Origin of the sequence: Streptomyces sp. NPDC090442 (assembly GCF_044769405.1) — a bacterium.
Taxonomy (GTDB): Bacteria; Actinomycetota; Actinomycetes; order Streptomycetales; family Streptomycetaceae; genus Streptomyces.
On the sequence record NZ_JBIVXW010000057.1, the window covers coordinates 38,631 to 61,989 of the forward strand.

21 protein-coding genes are annotated in these 23,359 nt (G+C 75.1%); 7 read left to right on the plus strand and 14 right to left on the minus strand.

The window, feature by feature from the left end; all coding sequences use genetic code 11:
- Positions 1-20 precede the first annotated feature (20 nt).
- Complete coding sequence (locus ACIQU6_RS31905; RefSeq protein ID WP_403485196.1) at positions 21-152, minus strand: hypothetical protein; 132 nt, start codon at positions 150-152, stop codon at positions 21-23.
- Positions 153-176: 24 nt separating this feature from the next.
- Complete coding sequence (locus ACIQU6_RS31910) at positions 177-584, minus strand: DUF3224 domain-containing protein (protein ID WP_403485197.1); 408 nt, start codon at positions 582-584, stop codon at positions 177-179.
- 107 nt (positions 585-691) lie between these two features.
- Here ACIQU6_RS31910 and ACIQU6_RS31915 point away from each other — a divergent pair, with 107 nt between their 5' ends.
- Positions 692-1,675 carry a helix-turn-helix transcriptional regulator gene (locus ACIQU6_RS31915; protein ID WP_403485198.1) on the plus strand — a complete coding sequence of 328 codons (984 nt, stop codon included), beginning with the start codon at positions 692-694 and terminating at the stop codon, positions 1,673-1,675.
- A 24-nt stretch (positions 1,676-1,699) separates the two neighbouring features.
- Here ACIQU6_RS31915 and xylB read toward each other — a convergent pair whose 3' ends face one another.
- From xylB to ACIQU6_RS31930, 3 genes are read right to left on the minus strand one after another with little or no spacing between them, the layout of a single operon-like run.
- Positions 1,700-3,100 carry a xylulokinase gene (xylB, locus tag ACIQU6_RS31920; RefSeq protein ID WP_403485199.1) on the minus strand — a complete coding sequence of 467 codons (1,401 nt, stop codon included), beginning with the start codon at positions 3,098-3,100 and terminating at the stop codon, positions 1,700-1,702.
- A gap of 43 nt (positions 3,101-3,143) precedes the next feature.
- The gene (locus ACIQU6_RS31925) at positions 3,144-4,142 is read right to left on the minus strand and encodes a zinc-dependent alcohol dehydrogenase family protein (RefSeq protein ID WP_403485200.1); all 999 of its coding nucleotides are present in this window, start codon (positions 4,140-4,142) and stop codon (positions 3,144-3,146) included.
- Between the two features lie 59 nt (positions 4,143-4,201).
- Positions 4,202-4,999 (minus strand): DeoR/GlpR family DNA-binding transcription regulator, encoded by a 798-nt coding sequence (locus tag ACIQU6_RS31930; RefSeq protein WP_403485201.1) that lies wholly within the window; start codon positions 4,997-4,999, stop codon positions 4,202-4,204.
- A gap of 210 nt (positions 5,000-5,209) precedes the next feature.
- On the opposite strand from ACIQU6_RS31930, the gene ACIQU6_RS31935 reads away from it, so the two are divergent.
- On the plus strand, positions 5,210-6,583 hold the full coding sequence (locus ACIQU6_RS31935) for a cryptochrome/photolyase family protein (protein ID WP_403485202.1): 1,374 nt from the start codon (positions 5,210-5,212) through the stop codon (positions 6,581-6,583).
- 12 nt (positions 6,584-6,595) lie between these two features.
- On the opposite strand, the gene ACIQU6_RS31940 is transcribed toward ACIQU6_RS31935, so the two are convergent.
- A complete protein-coding gene (locus ACIQU6_RS31940; protein WP_403485203.1) occupies positions 6,596-7,495 on the minus strand; it encodes an RNA polymerase sigma factor SigF in 900 nt (299 codons plus the stop codon).
- Positions 7,496-7,676: 181 nt separating this feature from the next.
- On the minus strand, positions 7,677-8,126 hold the full coding sequence (locus tag ACIQU6_RS31945) for an SRPBCC domain-containing protein (protein WP_403485204.1): 450 nt from the start codon (positions 8,124-8,126) through the stop codon (positions 7,677-7,679).
- Between the two features lie 235 nt (positions 8,127-8,361).
- On the opposite strand from ACIQU6_RS31945, the gene ACIQU6_RS31950 reads away from it, so the two are divergent.
- Entirely contained in the window at positions 8,362-10,482 is a 2,121-nt protein-coding gene (locus ACIQU6_RS31950) for an ArnT family glycosyltransferase (RefSeq protein WP_403485205.1), read from the plus strand.
- 34 nt (positions 10,483-10,516) lie between these two features.
- Here ACIQU6_RS31950 and ACIQU6_RS31955 read toward each other — a convergent pair whose 3' ends face one another.
- A complete protein-coding gene (locus ACIQU6_RS31955) occupies positions 10,517-11,356 on the minus strand; it encodes an alpha/beta fold hydrolase (RefSeq protein WP_403485206.1) in 840 nt (279 codons plus the stop codon).
- A 215-nt stretch (positions 11,357-11,571) separates the two neighbouring features.
- Between ACIQU6_RS31955 and ACIQU6_RS31960 the strand changes: the two genes are divergently transcribed.
- Positions 11,572-14,382, plus strand: a complete 2,811-nt coding sequence (locus tag ACIQU6_RS31960; RefSeq protein WP_403485207.1) for an ATP-binding protein — start codon at positions 11,572-11,574, stop codon at positions 14,380-14,382.
- Here the strand turns inward: ACIQU6_RS31960 and ACIQU6_RS31965 are convergent.
- The 3 genes from ACIQU6_RS31965 to ACIQU6_RS31975 all read right to left on the minus strand — a co-directional run bounded on the left by ACIQU6_RS31965 (position 14,379) and on the right by ACIQU6_RS31975 (position 18,279).
- On the minus strand, positions 14,379-15,425 hold the full coding sequence (locus ACIQU6_RS31965) for a methyltransferase (protein WP_403485208.1): 1,047 nt from the start codon (positions 15,423-15,425) through the stop codon (positions 14,379-14,381). The two genes, ACIQU6_RS31960 and ACIQU6_RS31965, sit on opposite strands and share 4 nt — an antisense overlap.
- 319 nt (positions 15,426-15,744) lie before the next feature.
- Positions 15,745-16,392 carry an RraA family protein gene (locus ACIQU6_RS31970; RefSeq protein WP_403485209.1) on the minus strand — a complete coding sequence of 216 codons (648 nt, stop codon included), beginning with the start codon at positions 16,390-16,392 and terminating at the stop codon, positions 15,745-15,747.
- Positions 16,393-16,587: 195 nt separating this feature from the next.
- A complete protein-coding gene (locus ACIQU6_RS31975) occupies positions 16,588-18,279 on the minus strand; it encodes an alpha-keto acid decarboxylase family protein (protein ID WP_403485210.1) in 1,692 nt (563 codons plus the stop codon).
- A gap of 128 nt (positions 18,280-18,407) precedes the next feature.
- Between ACIQU6_RS31975 and ACIQU6_RS31980 the strand changes: the two genes are divergently transcribed.
- The gene (locus ACIQU6_RS31980) at positions 18,408-18,920 is read left to right on the plus strand and encodes a MarR family winged helix-turn-helix transcriptional regulator (RefSeq protein ID WP_403485211.1); all 513 of its coding nucleotides are present in this window, start codon (positions 18,408-18,410) and stop codon (positions 18,918-18,920) included.
- Here ACIQU6_RS31980 and ACIQU6_RS31985 read toward each other — a convergent pair.
- Positions 18,850-19,155, minus strand: coding sequence for a hypothetical protein (locus ACIQU6_RS31985; RefSeq protein WP_403485212.1), 306 nt, complete (start codon positions 19,153-19,155; stop codon positions 18,850-18,852). The two genes, ACIQU6_RS31980 and ACIQU6_RS31985, sit on opposite strands and share 71 nt — an antisense overlap.
- Positions 19,156-19,282: 127 nt before the next feature.
- Here ACIQU6_RS31985 and ACIQU6_RS31990 point away from each other — a divergent pair, with 127 nt between their 5' ends.
- Entirely contained in the window at positions 19,283-19,552 is a 270-nt protein-coding gene (locus ACIQU6_RS31990; protein ID WP_403485213.1) for a hypothetical protein, read from the plus strand.
- Positions 19,553-19,616: 64 nt separating this feature from the next.
- On the opposite strand, the gene ACIQU6_RS31995 is transcribed toward ACIQU6_RS31990, so the two are convergent.
- Both ACIQU6_RS31995 and ACIQU6_RS32000 read right to left on the minus strand, forming a co-directional pair.
- Complete coding sequence (locus ACIQU6_RS31995) at positions 19,617-21,227, minus strand: multicopper oxidase family protein (RefSeq protein WP_403485214.1); 1,611 nt, start codon at positions 21,225-21,227, stop codon at positions 19,617-19,619.
- A 102-nt stretch (positions 21,228-21,329) separates the two neighbouring features.
- On the minus strand, positions 21,330-21,818 hold the full coding sequence (locus tag ACIQU6_RS32000; protein ID WP_403485215.1) for a hypothetical protein: 489 nt from the start codon (positions 21,816-21,818) through the stop codon (positions 21,330-21,332).
- A gap of 328 nt (positions 21,819-22,146) precedes the next feature.
- On the opposite strand from ACIQU6_RS32000, the gene ACIQU6_RS32005 reads away from it, so the two are divergent.
- Complete coding sequence (locus tag ACIQU6_RS32005; protein ID WP_403485216.1) at positions 22,147-23,274, plus strand: hypothetical protein; 1,128 nt, start codon at positions 22,147-22,149, stop codon at positions 23,272-23,274.
- The last annotated feature ends 85 nt before the right edge of the window (positions 23,275-23,359 follow it).

A 23,359-nucleotide genomic window follows, 5' to 3' on the forward strand; every position in this document is an offset into this window, starting at 1 on the left:
CCGGCACCGCGAGAAGCCGGTCACCGGCGGCCGCCGCGGGCGTCGGTGCCCCAGGCACCGAGGGGCGCCAGGGCCTCGGCGAGGTCGCGCCCGAAGTCGGTCAGGGAGCACTCGGCCGCGGTTGACGGGCACGGGCGGACCGGCGCGAGCACTCCCGTCGGTCCGCCCGCCAGGGCTCACCCCAACGCGTAGGCGAAGTCGTACGGGAACGACGGCTCGCCGGGGGAGCAGACGAAGCCGCCCGATCCGCTCAGCCCGGCCAACTCCCCGGTGGCCGAGCCCGGTACGACCGCGAAGGTGCAGCGCACCGTGCCGTCCGCGGCGAACTCGCCGCGCTCCTCCAGGACGAAGGCGCCCTGCCGCCCGTCGAGCCGACCGGTCAGCAGCTCCAGGCCGGTGAAGGTGCCGGTCTTGTCCGAGGTGTAGACGATGCTGTACTCGCAGGTCGTGCCGGCGGCCTCGATGCCGCCGGAGAAGGCGTTGGTGACGGAGGCGTGGGCGAGGCGCGGGCCCGGCCCCGCCGAACTCACCGGGCGTTCCTCCCAGTTGGCGTACGTGATGCGGCCGGTGGTCTGCGCGGGCATGGCTGGCTGTCCTCTCGTCGGGCCGCACGGCGGTTCCGCGTGCGGGATACCGCCAGCCTGCCGGCCGTACCTGACACCTCCTGTCAGGTACGCGGGACAATCGGGCGATGCGCGCCGACCGGCTCCTCGCCCTGCTCCTGCTGCTCCAGAACCGCGGACGGCTGACCGCCGCCCAACTCGCCGCGGAACTGGAGGTGTCGGTCCGCACCGTCTACCGGGACGTCGAGGCGCTCGGCGCGGCCGGCGTCCCGGTCCGCACCGACCGCGGCCCCGACGGCGGCTACCGCCTGATGGACGGCTACCGCACCCGCCTGACCGGGCTCACCGACGCCGAGGCGGGCGCGCTGTTCCTCGCCGGCGCGCCCGGACCGGCCGCCGATCTGGGGCTCGGCGCGGTGCTGGCGACCGCCCAGTTGAAGGTCCAGGCGGCGCTCCCGGCGGAACTCGCCGAGCGGACCCGCCGGATCCAGGACCGCTTCCACCTCGACGCGCCGGCCTGGTTCCGGGACGCCGACCCGGTCGCGCATCTGGCGCCGATCGCCCGGGCGGTGTGGGAACGACGGGTGCTGCGCACCCATTACCGGCGCTGGCGCGGCGAGGTCCACCGGGAGCTGCGCCCGCTCGGCATCGTCCTCAAGGGCGGCATCTGGTACCTGGTGGCCCTCGTGGACGAGGCGGTGCGGACGTACCGGATCGCGCGGTTCCTGGCGGTGGAGGTCACGGACCAGGCGTTCGCGCGGCCGACCGGCTTCGATCTGGCCGCGTACTGGGCGGAGTCCGCCCGCCGCCTGGAGGCCGCGCTGCACCGGGACGTGGCGCGGCTGCGGGTCTCGCCGCGGGCGCGGCGGCTGCTGCCCATGTACTTCGGCGCGGCCGGCCGGCGCGCCCTGGAGGACGCCGGGGAGCCGGACGCGGACGGCTGGATCCTGGTGGAACTGCCGGTCGAGGGGCCCGAAGTGGCCGTCGGCGACCTGCTCAGGTTGGGCGCGGAGGCGGAGGTGCTCGGCCCGCCCGCGCTCCGCCGGGCCGTCGCCGACGCGGTCGCCGTCCTGGCGGAGCGCTACGGGCCGGCGACCGCGCCCGGTGCGTGAGGGGCGGCCGCACCCGAGGCCCGCTCAGTACATCGCCGCCCGGGCCGCCGCGTACGCCTCGCGGATCCGGCGCCCCGGCGCGGCGTCGGCCGGGGCGGACACCTCGCGGGCCGCGGCGACCGGCCAGGGCGGCGGTTCGGCGGTGCCGGCCAGCGCCCAGGCGGCCTGGCGGGCGGCGCCCAGGGCCACGTACTCCTCGGGTTCGGGCACGGTCACCGGCATGCCGAAGATCCCGGCGGCGATCTCGCCGACCACCGGCGACCGGGCCGCCCCACCGATGATCAGGACCCGGCGGGCCTCGACGTCCTGGGCGCGCAGTTGGTCCAGCGCCTCGGCCATGTTGCCCAGCATCCCCTCGACGGCCGCGCGGGCGAGGTTCGGCGGGGTCGCGTTGTCGTGCCGCAGCCCCTGCAGGCTCCCGGCCGCCTCGGGCAGGTTGGGAGTGCGTTCGCCGCCGAAGTAGGGGAGCAGCACCAGCCCGCCGGAGCCCGGTTCGGCGGCCCGGGCCAGCCGGTCCAGGTCGTCGAGGCCGACGCCGAGCATCCGGGCCGTGGAGCCCAGCACCCGGGCGGCGTTGAGGGTGCACACCAGGGGCAGGAAGCGGCCGGTGGCGTCCGCGTAACCGGCGACGGCGCCGGTGGGGTCGGCGGTGGGCCGCGCGGAGCGGGCGAACGCGGTGCCGCTGGTGCCCAGGGAGATCACCACATCGCCCGGCCCGAGGCCCAGGCCCAGGGCGGCCCCCATGTTGTCGCCGGTCCCGGCCGCCACCAGGGCGCCGTGCGCGGTGCGGCCGGCCGCCTCGTACGGGCCCAGGACGCGCGGGAGTTGGGGCGTGCGGCCGCCGAGAGCGAGGGCGACAAGGTCGTGCCGGTAGGCGCCGTCGGCCGGGGACCAGTAGCCGGTGCCGGAGGCGTCGCCGCGGTCGGTGACCGGTTCGGCGCCGCTGCCGGGCCCGCCGCACAGCCGCCAGGTCAGCCAGTCGTGCGGCAGCAACACCCGCGCGGTGCGGTCCGCGTGCCGCGGTTCGTGCTCGGCCAGCCAGCGCAGCTTGGCGACCGTCAGCGCGGCGACCGGCACGGTGCCGACCGCCGCGGCCCACGCCTGCGGCCCGCCGAGCTCCGCGACGAGGTCCGCGGCCGCCCGTGCCGAGCGGGTGTCGTTCCACAGCAGCGCGTCGCGCACCGGCCGGCCGTCCTCGTCCAGGGCCACCAGCCCGTGCTGCTGGCCCGCCACGGCGACCGCGTCCACCTGCTCCAGCAGGCCCCCGCCCGCGGTCCGGAGCGCCCGCCACCACGCCTCGGGCGGGACCTCGGTGCCCTCGGGGTGGGCGGCGCGCCCCCGGTGGAGGACCTTCCCGGTGTCGGCGTCGCAGACGACGACCTTGCAGGACTGGGTGGAGGAGTCCACCCCGGCAACGGTGGGCATGACGGTGTCGCCTCCGGGCAACGGGACGGGGACGGAAGGGAGTTCAGCGCTGCGGGCGGAGCTGGATCTTGCGCCCGGAGCCGCTGCGGAAGGTCTCCAGGGCGGTGCCGAACTCGGCCAGGTCGTAGCTGTGGGTGAGCATCGTGTCGGCGTCGATGACGCCCTTCGCCATCAGGTCCACGGCCCGCCCGAAGCTGTGCAGCACGGCCATCGACCCGACGATGGTGATCTCGTCGTTGTAGACGTGGAACGGCGAGAAGGACGCGGTCGCGGCGGACGGCGCGACGCCGAACTGCTGGAAGGTTCCGCCGCGTCGGACCCGGCCGAGCCCGTCCTCGATGACCGGGATGGCGCCGGTGCAGTCGATGACGGTCTCCCAGCCCTGCGGACGGTCCAGTTCCGCGGCGCTGACCGCGGTGGCGTCGGCGCCCAGCCGCTCGGCGATCCGCAGCCGGTCGGTGTTGATGTCGACGACGGAGAGGGACGCCGCGCCGGCGGCCCGGGCGAGTTGGAGCATCATCAGGCCCATGGTGCCGGCCCCGTAGACGAGGTAGTGGTCGCCGAGCCGGCGCGGCAGCACGTCGAAGCCGCGCACCGCGCAGGACAGCGGCTCGATCAGGGTGCCCTGCGCGAGGTCGACGCCCTCCGGCAGCCGGTAGCAGTTGGCGGCCGGGACCTTGACGTACTCGGCCATCGCGCCGTCCACGGTGTCGCCGATCGCGCCCCAGTTCTCGCACAGGTTGCCGCGGCCGTTGGCACAGTAGTGACAGGCGCCGCAGAACAGCGACGGGTCGACGGCCACCCGCTCCCCGGTGCGCACTCCGGTCACCCCCGCCCCCAGCGCCACGACCTTGCCGGTGAACTCGTGGCCGGGCACGATCGGATACGGCGTGGGCGCGAACTCCCCCTCGACGATGTGCACATCGGTCCCGCAGATCCCGACCGCGGCGGGCGCGACGACGACCTCGCCCGGGCCCGGGGTCGGGTCGGGGACGGTGGTGACCTCGTAGTGCCCGGGGGTGTGGATGACGACGGCACGCATGGCAGGGGCCTTTCTCTGGGGAAGGTGGGGCCTGGGGCTCGACCGGGGCGGTGCCCGGCTCAGGCGTGGGGGGCGGGGGTCACCGTGCGGACCTCGACACCGAGGTCCCGGACGGCCCGGAGCTCGTCCGACGGGGTCGCGGTGTCCGTGACCATCAGGTCGTAGCCACCGGCGTCGCCGTACGGATGCGTCGCCGTGCGGCCGAACTTGCTGTGGTCGGCGGCGAGTACGGACCGGTCGGCGGCCCGGAGGTAGGCGTGCTTGGACTCGGCGTAGGCGCGCACCGGGTGGAACAGCCGGCCGCGGTGGATCGACGTGGCGGTGACGAAGGCGACGTCGGCGCGCAGGCCCTGGAGCTGGCGCCGGGCCTGCGGGCCGGCGCAGGACGCGAAGTCCTCGTAGTAGCGGTCGCCGACCACCGTGACCTCGACCGGAGTGCCGGCCAACAGGGCGGTGATCCGCAGCGAGTTGGTGATCACCCGGACCCCGTCGACGGTGGCGAGCCGGCGGGCCAGCGGGAAGAGCGTGGAGCCGCAGTCGAGCAACACCGTGTCGCCCGGCGACACCTCGGCCACCAGGGCGTCCGCCAGCGCGGCCTTCACGTCGGCGTTGGCGTGCTCCCGGAAGCGCAGCGCGCTCTCCATGGTGACGTCGGGGAAGGCGGTCGCCACCCCCCGGCCCTTCCGCAGCAGTTGCCGCTGGTGGAGGCTGTCCAGGTCGCGGTGCATGGTCATCAGGCTGACCCGCATCCGCTCGGCGAGCGCGGCGATGCGGATCTCGCCCTCCCGCGCCACCAGGCGCAGCACCGCCTGCCGACGCTCCTCCACCTCGGCCTCGGAGCCACGGCTCGTTCCCATCGCGGGCGCACCTCCTCTCCTCTCCCGGCGACCGTCGCGCGGTGCGCCCACCCTAGAACATCACACACTTTGTGTGAAGTCCCGGGGGGTCTGGGGCGGGGGCCCCGCGGCGTGGCGCGGTCGGGCGGGCCCGCGGAGCCGCTGTGATGGGTGCGGGCGTGGCCCGGCGGCGTGCGGAGCGACGCCGCTACCGAGCAAGGGAGTTGACGCATGACCGTCGCCGTCGTCCTCTACACCTCCGACCTACGACTGCACGACCATCCGCCGCTGCGCGCGGCCCTGCGGTCCGCCGACGCGGTGGTCCCGCTGTTCGTCCTCGACGAGGGCATCGCCGCGGCCGGGTTCGCCGCGCCCAACCGGCGGGCGTTCCTCGCCGACTGCCTGACGCAGCTCGACGCCGGGCTGCGCGACCGCGGCGGCCGCCTGGTGGTCCGGGCCGGGGACGTCGTCGACCAGGTGTGCCGGGTCGCCACCGAGGCGGACGCCGTCGAGGTGCACCTGGCGGCCGGCGTCAGCGGCTACGCCACGCGCCGCGAGGAGCGGCTGCGCCGCGCGCTGGCGGCCGAGGGGCGCCGGCTCTGCGCCCACGACGCGGTGCTCACCGCGATCCCGCCCGGCGCGCTCACCCCGGCGGCCTCGGACCACTTCGCGGTCTTCACGTCCTACTTCCGGCACTGGTCCCGGCAGCGGTTGCGCGACGTCCTGGCGGCGCCCCGCGCGGTGACGGTCCCCGCGCACCTCGGCTCCCGGGACATCCCGACGTCCCGAGGGGTGTCCGGGGTCTCGGCGGGGCTCGCGGCGGGCGGTGAGGCGGCGGGCCGGAAGCGGCTGACCGCCTGGCTGCGCAGCGGGGCGGCGGAGTACGCCGACCGCCACGACGACCTCGCCGGCGACGCCACCTCGCGGCTCTCCCCGCACCTGCACTTCGGCACCCTCTCGCCCGTCGAACTGGTCCACCGGGCACGCGACCGCGGCGGCCCCGGCGCCGAGGCGTTCGTCCGGCAGCTCGCCTGGCGGGACTTCCACCACCAGGTCCTGGCCGCCCGGCCCGACGCGTCCACCACCGACTACCGCACCCGGCACGACCACTGGCGCACCGCGCAATCGGCCGCCGACGACATCGCCGACTGGAAGGCCGGCCGCACCGGTTACCCGGTGGTCGACGCGGCCATGCGCCAACTGCGGTACGAGGGCTGGATGCACAACCGCGGCCGGCTGCTCACCGCCAGCTTCCTCACCAAGACCCTCTACGTGGACTGGCGGGTGGGCGCCCGGCACTTCCTGGACCTGCTGGTGGACGGCGACCTCGCCAACAACCAGCTCAACTGGCAGTGGGTGGCCGGCACCGGCACCGACACCCGACCCAACCGCGTGCTCAACCCGCTCCTCCAGGCCAAGCGGTACGACCCGGACGGCGCGTACGTCCGCCGCTGGGTGCCCGAGCTCGCCGGGCTCGCCGCGCCCGCCGTCCACGAGCCGTGGCGGCTGCCGGACGACGAGCGCGCCGGCTACGACTACCCCCCGCCCCTGGTCCAACTGGCCGACGGGCTGGCCAGGTTCAGGCGGGCCCGCGGTCGGGCCTGACGGTCGACGGCGTCAGGGCTGGTCGACCAGCCCCGTCCGCAGTTTGGCCAGGATCCGGGCGAGCAGGCGGGAGACGTGCATCTGGGAGACGCCGAGCTCCTGGCCGATCTCGGACTGGGTCTTCTCCTGGACGAACCGCAGGGCCAGGATCCGTCGGTCGCGGCGGTCCAGCTTCTGCACCAGGGGCGTCAACGCGTGCAGGTCCTCGGCGAGTTGGAGCCTCGGGTCCTCGTCGCCCAGGGCGTCGGCGAGGGAGTGGGTCGCCTCGTCCTCGGCCGGGTCGGTGGGCTGGTCCAGCGAGCCCGCGGTGTAGCCGTTGCCGGCGATCAGGCCGTCGATCACCTCCTCCTCGGAGCGCCCGAGGTGTTCGGCGAGCTCGGCGACGGTGGGGTCCCGGTCGAGGCGGGCGAACAGGCGCTCCTTGGCCTGCGCGATCTCGATCCGCAACTCCTGTAAACGGCGCGGCACATGGACCGCCCAGGTGGCGTCCCGGAAGAACCGCTTGATCTCGCCCACGATGTACGGCACCGCGAAGGTGGTGAACTCGACCTCACGGGACGGGTCGAAGCGGTCGATCGCCTTGATCAGCCCGATGGTGCCGACCTGGACGATGTCCTCCATCTCCCCGGGGTCCCCGCCGCGGTTGCGGAACCGCGCGGCGGAGTACCGGACCAGGGAGAGGTTCATCTCGACGAGGGTGTTGCGCACGTACTGGTACTCGTGGGTGCCCTCCTCCAGCTCCGCCATCCGCGCGAAGAACGGCCGGGACAGTGCCTTGGCGTCCCTCGGTGCGACCTTGGACGCGTCCGGGACGTGCGGCAGTCCGCCGGTACCGGAGCGGACGGTCCGGTGTCCCTGGAGGTGACCCTGGCCGTGTCGCGTTCCGGGGTGCGTGGTAACTGCCGTCGTCATAGGTGCCCTCCCATAATTTGGATCATGGTCCGGTATGGCGCGCCTGCCCTTCGTTCGCGAGTCAAAACGTCGGATCCGTCTTCGGATCCCTCTTGTGGAGTCATGGATCTTGACTTGGCGTCAACTGGTGTGGTGCGCGAAGACTTTCGGCCACCGGGTCGATCGACGGCCCCGCACCGGGTCAGGGTGCGGTGCGCCGGTCGAGCTGCTCCAGGACGTACGGCCACGCCTGCCGGTGCCGGTCGCGCGCCGCCTCGTCGGCGAAACCGGCGTGCGAGAGCCGCAGTCGGGTCCCGGTGCCCTCGGCGGCGAACTCGACGGTGACCACGGTCTCCGCGCCCCGCGTGCCGCCGTCGCCCGTGACCCAGGTGAGCTGCACCAGCCGGTCCGGATCGAGCCGCAGGAACCGGCCGTAGTGCGGGTGGCGGTTCCCCTCGTGTTCGGTCTCGAAGAAGAACGGCGTGTTCGCCCGGCCCGTCATCAACACCGAGCCGGGGGCCGCGAACCACCCGTCGAGCCGCTCGGTCCAGGCCCGGTAGAGCGCGGCGGGCGGCGCGCTCATCAGGCGGTCGACGGAGAGCCGGTGCGGACGGGCGGCGAGGTCGGGGAAGCGCAGGGGTTCGTCGGTCATGGGGGGAATGTAGTGGAAGAGGAGAGGGGATAAGGGGCGTTTTGTCTGAATGTGGGAGTCGGGGCCGGACCGGGGCGCCGGGCCCGTCGGTCCGCGAGGTGAACCGCGGGCTGACGAGTTGAACGGGCGGCCCGCGAACTGAACGTCCGTTGAACAGTCGGCGGCGGGCGGAGCCGTGCCGGCCGGACGGTCATCTGGCACACCGACCGGCGAGTTCCACCAGGGAGGACCGTCCATGGCCAGCACCACCTCAGCGAGGAGCGCACCCCCGGCGATAGCCGCGCCGACCGGGCCCGCGGGCGCCGGTCGGCTGCTGGCGCGGGCCAGGGCGGCGCGGCCGGCCCCGGAACCGCGGCCGGCGCACGCCCGGCCGGTGCTGCTCGCGATCCTCGTGGTGGCCGCGGTGCTGTTCGCCTGGGACATCCAACACAGCGCGTTCCACGCGTTCTACTCCGAGACCGCGCGCAGCATGTCGGAGAGCTGGTGGGGATTCCTCTTCGGCTCCTTCGACCCCGGCAACTCCGTCACCATCGACAAGCTGCCGGGCTTCCTGTGGCCGCAGGCGCTCTCCGTGCGGATCTTCGGCTTCCACCCCTGGGCGTTGACCCTCCCGCAGGTGATCGAGGGCGTGCTCAGCGTCGCGATCCTGTACCGCGCGGTGCGGCGCTGGGCGGGCGAGAACGCGGCGCTGCTGGCGGCGGGCGCCTTCGCGCTCACCCCGGCGGTCGCCGGCCTGTTCCGCACCGAGGTCGAGGACCCGGCGTTCACCCTCTGCGTCCTGCTGGCCGGCGAGGCCGCACTGCGCGCGGCCCGCGCGGCGCGGCTGCGCCCGCTGCTGGCGGCCGGTGCCTGGGTCGGCCTGGGTTTCCAGGCGAAGATGCTGGAGGCGTGGGCGGTGCTGCCGGCGCTCGGCCTGCTCTACCTGTTGTCCGCGCCGGCCACACTCAGGCGGCGGCTGGCGCACCTGTCCGCGGCGGGCGCGCTGTGCCTGGCGGCGTCCGCGTCATGGGTGTTGCTGGTGACGTTCACCCCCGCCCAGGACCGCCCGTTCGTCGACGGGACGACCAACAACTCGGCGGTCAGCCAGGTCGTCGGCTACAACTTCGTCAACCGCTTCTCCAACCTCCACGTCGACGCCGCGGACACCGGGAGCGTCGCGGTGTCGACCATGGCCGGCACCGCCCCGGCGCCACCGACCGGCCACACCCGGCCGACCGCCGCGCAGTGGGTCAAGATGTTCGCCCCATCGATCGTTTCGCAGATCGGCTGGCTCTACCCGACCGCGGCGCTCGCCACCGTGTGCGGGCTGGTGTGGCGGCGGGGCCGGCCGCGGACGGATCCGCTGCGGGCCGGCTTCGTGCTGTGGGGGGTGTGGCTGGTCACGTACTTCCTGGTGTTCAGCGCCGGGGCGATCGGTGGCCATACCTACTATCTGGGCGTGGTGGCCGTCCCGTTGGCGGCGCTGTTCGGCGCCGGGACGGTGCAGTTCTGGCGCGGCTGGCTGCGCGGCGGCCGGTCGCGGGCCTGGGCGTTGCCGACCGCCGTGGTGGGCACGGTGGCCTGGTCGGCGGCGATAGCGGAGCTGTTCCCGGACTTCCTGCCGTGGCTGGCGCCGGCGGCGGTCGCCCTGGCGGTGGTCGCGCTGGCGCTGCTGGCGCGGGGGCGCTCGGCCGCCCGCTCGCGGGGAGCCGTCGGCGGTGGACCGGTCACTGGCTCCGGGGCGGCCGTGGACTCCGGGTCCGTCGCCCGCGCCGGCGGCCGAACGGCCCGGCGACGGACCGCGCTTGTCGGTCTCGGTGCCGGGCTGGTGGCCATGCTCCTGCCGTCCGCCGCCTGGGCGTCGTCGGTCCTCGACCCGGCCTACGGCCACTCCGGCATGGGCTCCACCGGGCCCGTGGTCAACCGGCACCGCGCCGTCGCCCACCACCCGAAGCCGCCCGGGAAGGGCGGTCACACGGGCCACCAGGCCGCCGACCGGGCCTACGACGGGACGGCGCTCAGCCCCGCGCAGCGGCGGCTCCTCGACTACACCCGCGCCCACCGGGACGGCGCCGCCTTCCTGTTCGCCACGACCAGTTGGCGCACCGCCTCCCCGTACATCCTCCACGCCGGCGCCGCGGTGCTCCCCATGGGCGGCTTCACCGGCACCGCGCCCACGCCCACCGCCGCCGGCTTCCGGCACCTCGTCGCCACCGGGCAACTGCGGTACGTCGTCCTCGGCGGCCCGGCGACCGACCCGGGCCGCGCCATCGGCCCGTGGGTGCGCGGGCATTGCACCCCCGTCCCGGGGCAGGCGTACCGGCTCTACCGGTGCGCGCCGGAGTCCGCCGGGGCGGGACCGGGCGCGCGAGGCTGACCGGCCGGCCCGCGCCGTCCCGTATGAGGCAGGCTCAGACCGGCTCGTCCACCAGCGAGGCGGCATAGGCGGGTTGCTCGTCCAGCAGCAGGTGGCCGGCGTCCGGGAGGACCTCCAGGTCCGTGTCGAGGGCGCTGCGCACCGCCGGGCCGAGGCGGCGCGGCGGGAGGAAGGTGTCGTGCGCGCCGGTGACGACCCGGCGCGGCACCGGACGCGCGGGCAGGGTGGCCAGGCCCGGTGCCCCGCCGGAGCGGGTGTGGCGGGCGACCAGGGTCATCCACTCCACCAGTTCCGGGCGCGGGTGGTGGCCGGGCGCGTGCATGGTGCGCAGCAGCCGGTCACTGTGCCGGGGTGCGGGGCGGAAGAACCAGGCGGCCGAGGCGGCCAACACACCGGGCGTCAGGCGCAGTCGGGTCAGCCCACCGGGAGAGAGCAGCACGAGCTGGTCGACGGACCAGGAGGCGGCGGACAGCGCGATGGCGGCGCCGAAGGAGTGGCCCAGCACCGTCACCGGCCCGGCGGCGAGCTCGTCGAGCGTCTCGTCCAGCCAGGCGCCGTACCACGCCAACCGACCGCCGGCGAGCCCCCGTTCGCCCGTGCTCAGACCGGGCTGCCCCGGGACGTCGAGGAGGATGACCCGGTGGCCCGCCGACACCAGGGCCGTGGCCAGCGGCAGGCACGCGGCGGCGCAGAAGTTGGTGCCCGGCACGCACACCACCGTCGTGGCGCCGGAGCCGGCCGCCACCACGTGGGTCAGGGCTCCCTGGGCGGTGACGGTCGCCCGCTCGTGCGGCACCGGCCAGGCATCCAGTTGGTCCAGGCACCAGCGCCGGACGCGCTCCCGGCCCGATGCGCTGCGGTAGAGGGAGATCATCCGTCGAGTATCGCCCGCCGATCCGATCTTCCGCCGTCCCGCCGGGTCAGAGTTGCGTCAACGTCCGGGCCGCGCGAGGCGGTTCGCCCGGGCGGGCGGTGACGATGCTCGCAGGACCCGGAAGACGAGGTCCGCGCGCCGGCCGGTGACAGACCGCGGGGAGGCACTTCCCGCGGCGCCGCCCGGCGCGCTGTCGTACCGGAAGGGAGTGCGTCATGAAGTGGGGCAGCGAGGGGACCGCGGGGCCGGGGCGGCGGTGTCCCGGCCGGCTGAAGGTCTTTCTCGGGGCCGCCCCCGGGGTGGGCAAGACCTACCGGATGTTGGACGAGGGACGCCGGCGGACCGTGCGCGGCACGGACGTGGTGGTGGCCTTCGCCGAGTGCCACGGCCGGCCCGCCACCGAAGCGATGCTCCAGGGGCTGACCCTGCTGCCGCGGACGGTCCGCCGGCACCGCGGTGTGGAGTTCGCCGAACTCGACCTGGACCAGGTGCTCAGGCGGCGCCCCGAGGTGGTGCTGATCGACGAACTGGCCCACACCAACCCGCCCGGCTGCCGGAACACCAAGCGCTGGCAGGACATCGAGGAACTGCTCGGCGCCGGCATCGACGTGGTGGCCACCCTCAACATCCAACACCTGGAGTCGCTCACCGACGTCGTGGAGAAGATCACCGGAGTGCCGCAGTACGAGACCGTGCCCGACGAAGTGGTGCGCCGCGCCGACCAGATCGAGCTGGTCGACCTGCCGGCCGAGGGCCTGCGGCGCCGGATGGCGCACGGCAACATCTACCCGCCGGAGAAGGTCGACGCCGCGCTGTCGCACTACTTCCGGCTGGGGAACCTCAGCGCCCTGCGCGAGTTGGCGCTGCTGTGGGTCGCGGGCCGGGTGGACGAGGCGCTGCGCAAGTACCGCAGCGAGCACCGGATCGGGCCGGTGTGGGAGACCCGCGAGCGGGTGGTGGTGGCGCTCACCGGCGGGCCGGAGGGCACGACCCTGATCCGCCGCGCCGCCCGGATCGTGGACCGCTCCGCCGGCGACCTGCTGGCCGTCCACATCACCCGCAGCGACGGCCTGGCCGGCGCCTCGCCCGCCGCACTGGCCGGCCAACGACGGCTCACCGAGAGCCTGGGCGGCACCTACCACGCGGTGGTCGGCGACGACGTCCCGGCCGCGCTGCTGGACTTCGCCAGTGCCCAGAACGCCACCCAACTCGTCGTCGGTGCCAGCCGCCGCGGCCGGCTGCGGCGGCTGTTGGCCCCGCGCGGCGTGGGGGAGACCGTCGTCGAACGGTCCGGGGACATCGACGTCCACACCGTCAGCCACGAGTACGTCGGCCACGGCCGCACCTGGGTCATCCCCGGCAGCGGCCTGCCGCGCACCCGCCGGGCGGCCGGCCCGATCGTCGGACTCGTACTGCCCATCCTGCTGACGCTGGTGCTGCGCGGCGTCTCGGCCCCGCTGTCGCTCAACCTCACCAGCGAGGCGCTGCTGTTCCTGCTGACGGTGCTCGGCGTGGCCTGCATCGGCGGGGTGGTCTCCGCGCTGCTCGCCTCGGTGACGACGTCGCTGCTGCTGAACTACTACTTCATCCCGCCGATCGGCGAGTTCACCTTCGCCGAGGCCAACATCGTGGTCGCGCAGACCGCGTTCACCACCGTCGCGGTGACCGTCGCCGCCATCGTGGACCGTTCGCTGCGCCTGGGGCGGCGGGCGGCCCGGGCGACCGCCGAGGCCGAGACGCTGACCTCGTTGGCCGGCGGCATCCTACGCGGGGACCGGGCGGTGCCCGAGCTGTTGGAGCGCACCCGCGAGACCTTCGGCATGGACCGCATCGAACTGCGGCCGCGCGCCGACGCGTCGGAGCCGTGGCGGCCGGCGACGGGTGGGGACGGCGCCGGCGGGGGCGTCGGTGCGGTGGTGCATGCCGTGGGTGCCGCCGGCGACCCGGGTGTGGACCATCGGACCGAGGTCCCCATAGGGGACGACAGCGTGCTGGTGCTGATCGGGCGCCGCCTGCCGGCCTCCGAACACCGGGTGCTCACCGCCTTCGCCGCGCATCTGACCGCGGCCGTCGAGCGGGCCCGGCTCGCCGAGGCCGCCGCCGAGGTCGAACCGGTCAAGGCCGCCAACCGGATGCGCACCGCGCTGCTCGCCGCGGTGGGCCACGACCTGCGCACACCGCTGGCCGGAAGCTGGGCGGCGATCAGCTCGTTGCGCAGCCGCGAGGTGGACTTCTCGCCGGAGGACCGCGAGGAACTCCTCGCCACCGCCGAGGAATCCCTCGCCAAGCTCAGCCGCCTGGTCGACAACCTGCTGGACCTGAGCAGACTCCAGGCCGGGGCGCTGACCCTGCACCTGGAACCCGTCGCGTTCACCGAGGTGCTGCCCGTCGCGCTGGACACCCTGCCCGGATCGCCGCCGCAGGCGCCCGGGCGGGTGGTGTCCCACGGGCTGGAGCGCGCCCCCGATGTGCTGGCGGATCCGCCCCTGTTGGAGCGGGTCATCGCCAACCTGGTGTCCAACGCGGTCCGTCACTCGCCCGCCGGCCGGCCGGTCACGATCGGCGCCAGCGCGCTCGCCGGCCGCGTCGAGCTGCGCATCATCGACCGCGGGCCCGGCATCCAACTCGACGACCGGGAGCGGGCGTTCGAGCCGTTCCAGCGGCTCGGCGACACCGACAACACCACCGGCCTGGGGCTCGGCCTGGCGCTCTCCCGCGGCCTCACGGAGGCGATGGGCGGCACACTGACCCCGGAGGAGACCCCCGGCGGCGGGCTCACCATGGTCGTCTCCCTGCCGGCGGCCCCGGAAGTGGACGTTCCGGAGGCGGGCGCGGGAGAAGCGGGTACGGGGGAGGCGGGCGTCGTCGAGGGGGCTGTCGTCGAGACCGGCGTCGCCGGTGCGGGCGTTCCGGTTCCGGCGGGCCCCGGGGCGACCGGGGCGGTGTCACCGCGATCGGTGCCACCGCCGTCGGTGGCGGCGGCACCCGTGGCGGGGGTGAACGGGGGCGAGGCGGGCGGCTGTTAGGCCGCGACCGCCTCCACTATCGAGGCGAAGGTGGGCGTCGGCAGGATCCGGGAGCGGCGCAGACCGGCCCGCGCGAAGAGGACGTCCAGCTCCTTCGGCCCGCGCGCCCGGCCCGTCACCAGCGTCATCATCGCCACGTCCAGGGTCTTGCCCGGGTGCGGGGCGTTGCCCGGCTCCGGCACCGAGTCGACGACCAGGACCCTGCCCTCGGGGGCCAGGCCGCGCCGGCAGGCGCTCAGGATGAGCACCGCCGCCGCGTCGTCCCAGTCGTGCAGCACGTGCTTGAGGACGTAGACGTCGCCGCCGTCCGGCACGGCCGTGAAGAAGTCGCCCGGTTCGGCGCGCCACCGCCCGGCCAATTCGACGCCCTCCAGGACGTGTTCGCGCAGCGCGGGGGCCTGGTCGAACAGCACCCCGGACAGGCCCGGGTGCCGCAGCAGGACGTGCCGCAGCAGCCCGCCCCGCCCGCCGCCGACATCGACCACGATGCCGTGCTCCGGGAACGGGTAGGCGCCCGCCACCAGGTCGTCGAGCGGCTCGGAGAAGGCGGCCATGCCGGTGTCGAAGAGCGCCCGGGTGGCGTCGTCTCCCTGGAGGTACTCGAAGAACGGGGCGCCGAAGACCTTCGGGAAGGCGGGCACGCCGGTCCGCACGGTCTCGTCGAGCGCCCCCGAAGAGCGCACGAAGATGTCGTCGGTGAGCATCAGCACCGCGTCGCGCAGCGAGCCGGGCACCCCGGTGCGCAGGAACTGCCCGGCCGGCGTGAGGTGGAAGGCCCCGTTGTCGTCCTCGCGGAAGACCCCACGGGTGGCGAGGTAACGCAGCGTGCGCCGGAGGGCGCCGGCGTCGGTGCCGGTGCGGCGGGCGAGTTCGCTGGCGGTGCGGGGGCCGCCCGCCACATGGTCGGCCAGGTGATGGAGGACGGCCGTCCGCAACGCCGCGGAGTACAAGTGCCCCAGCGACTGTTCGATCAGGTGGGCCGCCGCCGCGTGGGCCGCGACGTCGGACAGGTCGGGGTGGTCGATCGGGTTCTGGGTGTCCACCGTCAGCCTCCGGGCAGTTCAGTCAGCGGGTCGGACGGATGCCCCACCCACTCTTGCCACGCCGTCCCACCGCAGGCACCGCCCGTGAACGGATCTTCGCGTCGGCCTTCCGGCCTAGGGTTTCCCGACGCGCCGGCCCGGGCTCCGCGGCGGGAACCGTGTGCTCGGTCGGCGGCGGCGTCCAGGAGGCAGGACCGCCCCCGTCAGCAACGGGGATTCGAGAATGTCGCAGAGCGTGGCCGTCGGCAAGACCCGGTCGCGCCATGGGCGTTGGGGGCGGCCGGTCAATGACCGCGCGGTGCCCGGCCGGTCCGCCCGTTCACCCCTCGTAACCGCCCTCGCGCAGGGCCGCGTCGACGCGGGCGCGGTGCGCCGCCGCCCAGTCATCGAGGGACTCGCGGTCCTCCTTGGCCTGTTTCGCACGGGCCGCGCCCAGCACCTCGTCCTGTCGGTCCTTGGGCACCACGACGATGCCCTCCTCGTCCGCGACCACCACGTCCCCGGCGGAGACCGGCACGCCGCCGCACCGCACCGGGACGTTGAGCGGCTCAACGGCCTTCTTGCTGCCGGGTATCGGGATGACCCCGCGGGCGAAGACCGGGAAGCCGCTCGCGCGGACCTCGGCCAGGTCGCGGATGAGTCCGTCGGCCACGAAGGCGGCGATGCCCCGGCGTTGGGCGACGGCGCAGACGTTGCCGCCGGCCAGCGCGTAGTTGGGGTCGCCGGAGTCGACGACGATCACCGAGCCCGGTGCCGCGCGGTGGATCGCGGCGTGCAGCATGAGGTTGTCACCGGGCGGGCAGTGCACCGTGAACGCGGGCCCGGCGACCCGCGGGACCGACGGCCACAGGGGGCGGATGCCGACGTCCATCACCTGCGCGCGGCCCAGCACGTCCGCGAGGGTGGTCGGCGAGAACTCCCCGAAGGGGTGCGGTGCTTGGGCCGGGGAGCCGGTGGCGTCCGACATCTCTCCTCCTCCGATCGTCGAGCTGTGACGCACGCTAGCACCGGCCACTGACAGTGGGGGGTGGGGTGGTGAGCCGGGGGACGACGGACCGGAGGGGTAGGGGGCCGGTGACGCGGCTCCCTACCCCCGTCCCTGCCTCACCTGATTTCTGCCAGGAGGCCCCGTCCTTTATGACTCCGTTGGGGAGGGGAGGTTTCAATCCCCGTAGTCGTTCTGCGCCGCGAATCGGCCGGCCAGGGCGGTGAGCAGCTCGGGGGCGTCGTCGCGCGGCAGCACGGCCTCGATCAGTACCATCCGGTCCGGGGCGGCGGCGGCCAGGCGGAACGCGTCGAGCAGCTCCGCGGGGGTGGTGACCCGCCGGGTGACGCAGTGGTCACCGGCGCCGAACGCGGCCGGCAGGGCGGTGTAGTTCCAGGCGGCGATGTCGTTGTACGGAGCGGTGGCGCCGTGGATGGCGCGCTCGACGGTGTAGCCGTCGTTGTTGATGACCACGACCACCGGCGTCAGGCCGTAGCGGGCCATCGAACCCAGTTCCTGGGCGGTCAGTTGGAGTGAGCCGTCGCCGATGACGAGGACCGACCGCCGGTCGGGGGCGGCGAGTTGGGTGCCGAGGGTGGCCGGGAGGGTGTAGCCGATCGAGCCCCACATCGGCTGGCCGACGAACCGGGCGTCGCGCGGCAGCGGGAGCTCCTGGGCGCCGAAGAACGCGGTGCCCTGCTCGGCCACGAGCACGCCGCCGGCCGGCAGGAACTCCGCCACGGCGGCCCAGAGCGCGTCCTGGGTGAGCGGGCCGTCCGCGGGGTCGCGGTCCGGCCGCGCCGGGGTGGGCACGGGGGAGTCGCCGTAGCCCGCGGGCTCGGGCAGGTCCAGGCCGCGGACCAGTTCGGTGAGGGCCGCGAGCGCATCGGTCATCGTCACGCCGGCGAACTCCGCGCCGCCGACGGTGGCCCGGTCGGGCCGTAGCTCGATGGTGCGGCCGGTGGGGAAGTGGTGGCTGAAACCCCCGGTCACGGTGTCGGTGACCGGGGCGCCGGCCAGGACCAGGCAGTCGGCGTCCTCCACCGCCACCCGCGCCGGCTTGGCGCTGAACTCGCCGGTGTAGACGCCCGCGAAGCCCGGCGCGCCCTCGTCCACCAGGCCCTTGCCGGTGGAGTACACGGCGGCGCGCACCGGGGCGGCCGCCAGCAGGCCGGCGAGCGGCGCGCGCAGCCCGTGCCGGTCCGCCTCGTGGCCCGCGAGCACCGTCACGGTCCGGGCGTCGCCGAGCAGTCGCGCGGCGGCGTCGCGGAAGGCGCGCAGCAGCGCGGGGTCGGTCGGGGCGTCGGCGGGGGGCAGCGGCGCGGCGGGCTCGGGGACCTCGGCCAGCACCACGTCGGTGGGGAGGTTGAGGTGGACGGGCTTGCGGTGCCGGCGCAGGGCGGTCAGCACCCGGTCGATCTCGGCCGGGGCGTTCTGTGCGGTCAGCGTGGCGCGGGCCACGGTGACCTCCGCGAACATCCGGCCGAAGTGGTCGTACTCGCCGTCCATGAGGGTGTGGTGCACAGGCGTGCCGGCCGCCGCCACCGCGGTCGCGGGCATTCCCGTGATCGCCAGGACGGGGACGGACTCGGCGTAGGAGCCCGCTATCGCGTTGACGGCGGAGAGTTCGCCGACGCCGAAGGTGGTCACCACGGCGGCCGCGCCGCGGAGCCGGCCGTAGCCGTCGGCCGCGTAGCCGGCGTCGAGTTCGTTGCAGGTGCCGATCCACTCCAGCCCGGGGAAGTCGACGACCAGGTCCAGGAAGCCGAGGTTGTAGTCGCCCGGCACGCCGAAGACGTGCTCGATGTCCATCTCGCGCAGACGGCGGAGGAGGTATGCGCCAACGGTGATGTCCGACACCGCGGTCACCGGCCTTTCTTGCGTTCAGCGGTGCGCCGGGAGCGCCGATCGGGGCCCGGCCGCAACGCGACTCGAAAATAGGTCAAGGTCATTGACCTTAGTGGCGAGCGTAACGGGGTGCCGAGTAATATGTCAACATGCTTGACCCTTCTCGCCCGGACGCCTTCGACCGCGACTTCACGCTCTTCTACTTCGCCTACCGCGCCTTCACCGGCGCCGCCGACGAGGCCCTCGCCGAGCACGGCATGGGCCGCGCCCACCACCGCATCCTCACGTTCCTCGCCTACGCGCCCGGCATGAGCGTCGGCGAACTCTGCGACACCCTCGACCTCACCAAGCAGGCCATCAACGGCCCGCTCCGCCGGCTGATCGCCGAGGACCTGGTCCGCGTCGCCCCCGGCGCCAACGACCGCCGCCGCAAGGAACTCCACCTGACCGACCGCGGTGCCGCCCTCGAACGCACCCTGCACGCCCGGCAGCGCGACCTGTTCCACGCCGCCCTCCAACAGGCCGGACCGGGCGCCGCCGACGGCTGGCGCGCCGTCCTCGCCCCGCTGGCCGGCACCGACTGGTCGGCGTTCACCGCGGCGGTCGCGGAGCGCGAACGGGAGGCGCCGCGCGACGGGACGGGCGGCCGTCGGGCGCGCTGAGCCCCGCCAACCCCTCCGCCACGTCCCGGTCGAGCTCCGCCCGCAGCGGCGCGCACTCCCGCACCGGATCGGCCTTCGGGCAGGTCTGTAGGTGCTCCAACAGGCCCTGGGCGGCCCGGAGATGGGCGATCCGGTCCTCGATCGCCGCGATCGAGGCGGTCAACACCTCGCGCCCCGAGGGCCGGTCGTCGGTCGGACCGTCACTGGCCAGCGCCGCGGTGTCGGCCAGGCTCACCAGGCCCCGGTGGTGCAGCCGTTGGGCGAGGCGAGCCGGCGCAACTCCCCGCGGCCGTAGTACCGCACGTTCCCCCGCCGCCCGGCCGCCGACAGCACCCCCAACTCGTCGTAGTAGCGCGGCGACGGTGCCGCGGGCGAGCACCGGTCCGCGCACCCTGGGGCTGTTCCGGGCGGTGGGCCCGGGACCCGCGACGGAGCGCGAGGGGCGGGACGGGGGCGAGCCGGTGCGCTGGCTGTTCAAGGGCGGCGGACTGGGCACCACCAGGCACCACGGAGGGCCGCCGGCGCGGTACGCCGCCTGGTTGGCGCACTGCACGCCGGTGCCGGTGCGCCCCGACGGCTTCGTGGCCCGGCGCGGCACCGCCGGCGTCGACCGGTCGCTGCGCGCCGGCTGACCGGTGGCCCGTCCGGGGCGGCGCCCGGGGTGGGGCGGCACGGCTTCCCGCGCCGCCCGCCGGGTCAGCCGCGGTAGCCGACCAGCCCCATCATGCCGCTCTCACCGTGGTACGCGTTGTGGCAGTGCAGCAGCCACCGGCCCGGATTGTCCGCGTCGAAGTCGCAGGTGACCGTGGCGCCGGGGAGGACGATCACGGTGTCCTTCCGCGGGCCGGACGCGCCGAGTTGGGAGGTGTGCCCGTGCACGTGCATGGGGTGCCACATGTCGGTCGTGTTGCGGAACCGGAGGCGGACCCGCTGGCCGGACTCCACCGGGTAGGGGTGGGCGTCCGCGTGGTTCATGTCGAACGGCCGGCCGTCGAGCGCCCAGTCGTACTTCGCCATCGAGCCGGTCAGGTCGATGCGGTGGGTGACGTCGGGCTTGCGGGAGGTGAGCCGGACGTCGTCGGCCGCGCGCAGCGAAGTCGCGGTCGGTATCCGGCCGTTGAGCTCCTTGGGGCGGACGTCGGCGGAGGGGGCGTCGCCGGATCCGGTGCGCACCAGGGCCAGGCCGGCCGCGCCCTTGCCCTCGGCCACGGCGACCAGGGGGAAGACGCCGTCGTCGAGTGTGACCAGCGCGTCGTAGCGCTCGCCGGGGCCGAGCAACAGGGCGTCGGCCGGCTGGTGCACGACCGGGTATCCGTCGGTGTGGGTGACCGTCAGCCGGTGGCCGCCGAGCGCGACCCGGAACGCGGTGTCGCCCCCGGCGTTGATGATCCGCAGCCGCAGTTTCCGGCCGGGCTTGCCGCGGTACGTGGCCGGTGCGGCCGGGACCCGCCCGTTGACCAGATAGTGCGGGTACTTCACGTCGCCGGCGTCGCCGCCCAGCAGCTTGCTGGTCGCCCCCATGAGCATGAACGGGTCGTCCATGTCCATGCCGCCCGTGCCCGAGCCCTTGTCGCCCATGTCCATGCCGGGCATGCCGTCCATGCCGCCGTGCGCGCCCTTCCCGTCCCCGCCGCCGTGGCCCTCGTCGCCGTGCGACGGGGAGCCGCCCATGCCCCGGCGCAGGGTGGCGAGTGCCTGGTCCGGGGTGCCGGTGACGCCGTCGAGCCAGTCGTCGAGCACCACGACCCACTCGTCGTCGTAGCGCAGCGGCTCGTGCGGGTCCTCGACGATCAACGGGCCGTACAGGCCGCGGTCCAACTGGACGCCGACGTGCGGGTGGAACCAGTAGGTGCCCGGGGTGTCGGTGACGAACCGGTAGGTGAACGAGCCGCCGGGGGCCACCGCGCGCTGGGTGACCGGCGGCACGCCGTCCATGTCGTTGCGCAGTGCGAGGCCGTGCCAGTGGACCGAGGTGCTCGTCGGCAGGTGGTTGGCGAGGTCGGCGACCAGGGTGTCACCGGCGGTCAAGCGGATCTCCCTGCCGGGCAGTTGTCCGTCGAAGCTCCAGGTCCGGACCGTCTTGTCGGCGCCGAGGTCCACGGTGCCGGCGGTCGCGGTGAGCCGGACCCGGCGTTCCTTGCCGCCGGTGCACCGGCGCTTCTTCTCGGCCTCGGCCACCGCCGGCGCGGACGGGCTGAGCAGGGTGGGGCCGGCGGCCCGGGGGGCGTCGGAGCAGGCCGCGAGCAGGCCGGCGCCGGCCGCGCCCAGTCCGGTCAGCAGGACGGAGCGTCGGTTGAGCGTCTTCATGTGGAGGTGTCCTTACGCAGGGGTACGCGGCGCGGCGTGCGTGCCACAGGGCGCGACGCCCGTGCACCGCGGGGGAATTGGCCGTGGGGGAGGGCCGACGGCCTATCTGCGCAGGACGGAGAGGGATGCCGGGTCGGGCGGGGAGAGTCCGCTGGTCTGGTGGTGCCCGGGCGGCGCGCCGGTCGCGCGCTGGGGCGCGCGGGCGTGGCCGAGGAGCGGCGGCGGGGGGACGAACTGCTCGGACCGGACGTCGTAGGACGAGCAGTGGGCGCCGCCGTGGTCGGCGTGCTCGGACTGCGCGTGACTGATCCGGGGGTGACCGGGGTGCGTGTGGTCGGGTCCGGGGGCGGCGGAAGCGGGCCGGGGTACGGCGGCCGACGGCTGCGCCGCGGCCTGCCCCATGGCCGCGGGGTGGGACATGGCCGCCGCCCTCTGCGGGGCGGTGCCGGGCAGGCTGTGGTGCGAGGCCACGGCGACGACCAGCCACAGGAGGGTGAGCAGGACCGCCGGCCGGCGGTGGCCCGACGGGGCCCGGCGCGACCGCGCGGCGCGGCGTCGCGTCCCGCCCCGCGTCTTCCGTGGCAACGGCATGCTCACCTCGCTCCCCTCCCTTCCGCGGAGGTCGGCGCGGTGCTCCCGGCGCCTCCACGCGGTCCGACCATACCCCCTGGGGCTATGGGTGACGCCACCGGCCTCAGGTGCCCACCGCGTACCGTGCGGGCCTACGGCGAGGGCCGGTCGGCCGGTGCGCGCACGGTGGCGTGCGAGGACCTGGTGGCGGCGGGGTAGGGCGGAGACTCCCGCCGCGGGCGTCTGGATTCGGCCACTCTCCGCGGGCGGGCCGGGTGGGCCGCGGCGATCTGCCACGATGAGGCGGCCCGACGGCGATGACCGCGCGACATGAGGAGTGGGTGGCCCGGTGAGCACCACGTCCCTGAGTTCGGCCGTGATGACGCACCCGGTGCGCGAGGCCCAAGCGGCGGCGCTGGCCGCCCGGTTGGGCCTGGACGGACTGGCGCGCGACCCGGACCCGGACGGGCCGCCGTCGGCGCTGCGCACCGCGTTGGTGGCCTGGGCGGCCCGGGCGGCGGGCGCCGACCACCACCTGGTCGTCCAGGACGACGTCGCCGGGCCGCCGGAACTGCTGGCGCTGGTGGCCGGATCGGTGGCGCGGTTCCCGGACGAGGCGCTGATCTTCTACACCAACTGGCACGCCCGGAACGGCGCCGCGGCCCGCCTGGCGGCGCTGGCCGGCGCGGGCTGGGTGCGCGCGGTGCCGGAGGAGTTCGCGCCGACGCTGGCCATCTGCCTGCCGGTGGGCACGGCGGACGCGTTCCGGTCGTTCGCCGCGGAGACCGGCGAGCGCCACGACGACGAGGTGATGGCCGCGTTCCTGCGCACCACCGGGCGGTCCGCGCTGCTGGCGGTGCCGAGCGTGGTCGAGCACGTCGGCACGAGCAGCATCAACGGCCATGCGGCGCAGGGGATCCGGCTCGCGGTGTGCCCGGTCGGGGCCGCGGACGCCCGCCCGCTCCTGGAGCGCGGCTGGGTGCTGGAGGAACTGGACTGGCTGCCGTACATGCGGTACGGCGAGGGCTATCTGCGGCCGGTGGGACACGAGCGCGACGCCGATCCCCGCCGACACCCGCGGTGGACCGAGGCGCTGCCGGACACCGGCCTGACCGAGGGCCGGGTGCGGGACGTGGCGCGACGGCACCGGCCCGAGGACGCCGCGGCGGAGGTGGGCCGGCTGTTCGGCGCCGCCTTCGCGGACGAACTATGGATCCACTGCCTGCTGTTGGGCCGCCAGGCCGAGGACGCGGCCCGCCGGCACCAGGCACCGCCGCCGGGCTCCGGACCGGCCGCCGCGGCCCGGGTCCGGACCGCCGCGCTGTCCACGGTCGGCCCGGCCGGTCTCCCGCCCGAGCGCCGGCCCGAGGTGACCCCGGAGCACACCGCGCTGCTGACCGCGTACGCCGACAGCGCGGTGCGGCGGGGCGGCCTCCTGCTCGGCCCGGCCCCGCGGAACCGGGTCCGGACGGGCTAGGGCGCTTCTGACGGATCTCCGCGGCGTCGCGGCGTCTGGCACGCACTCCCCCACGCCTTAAGGGCGCGGGGGGACCCCCTGCGGC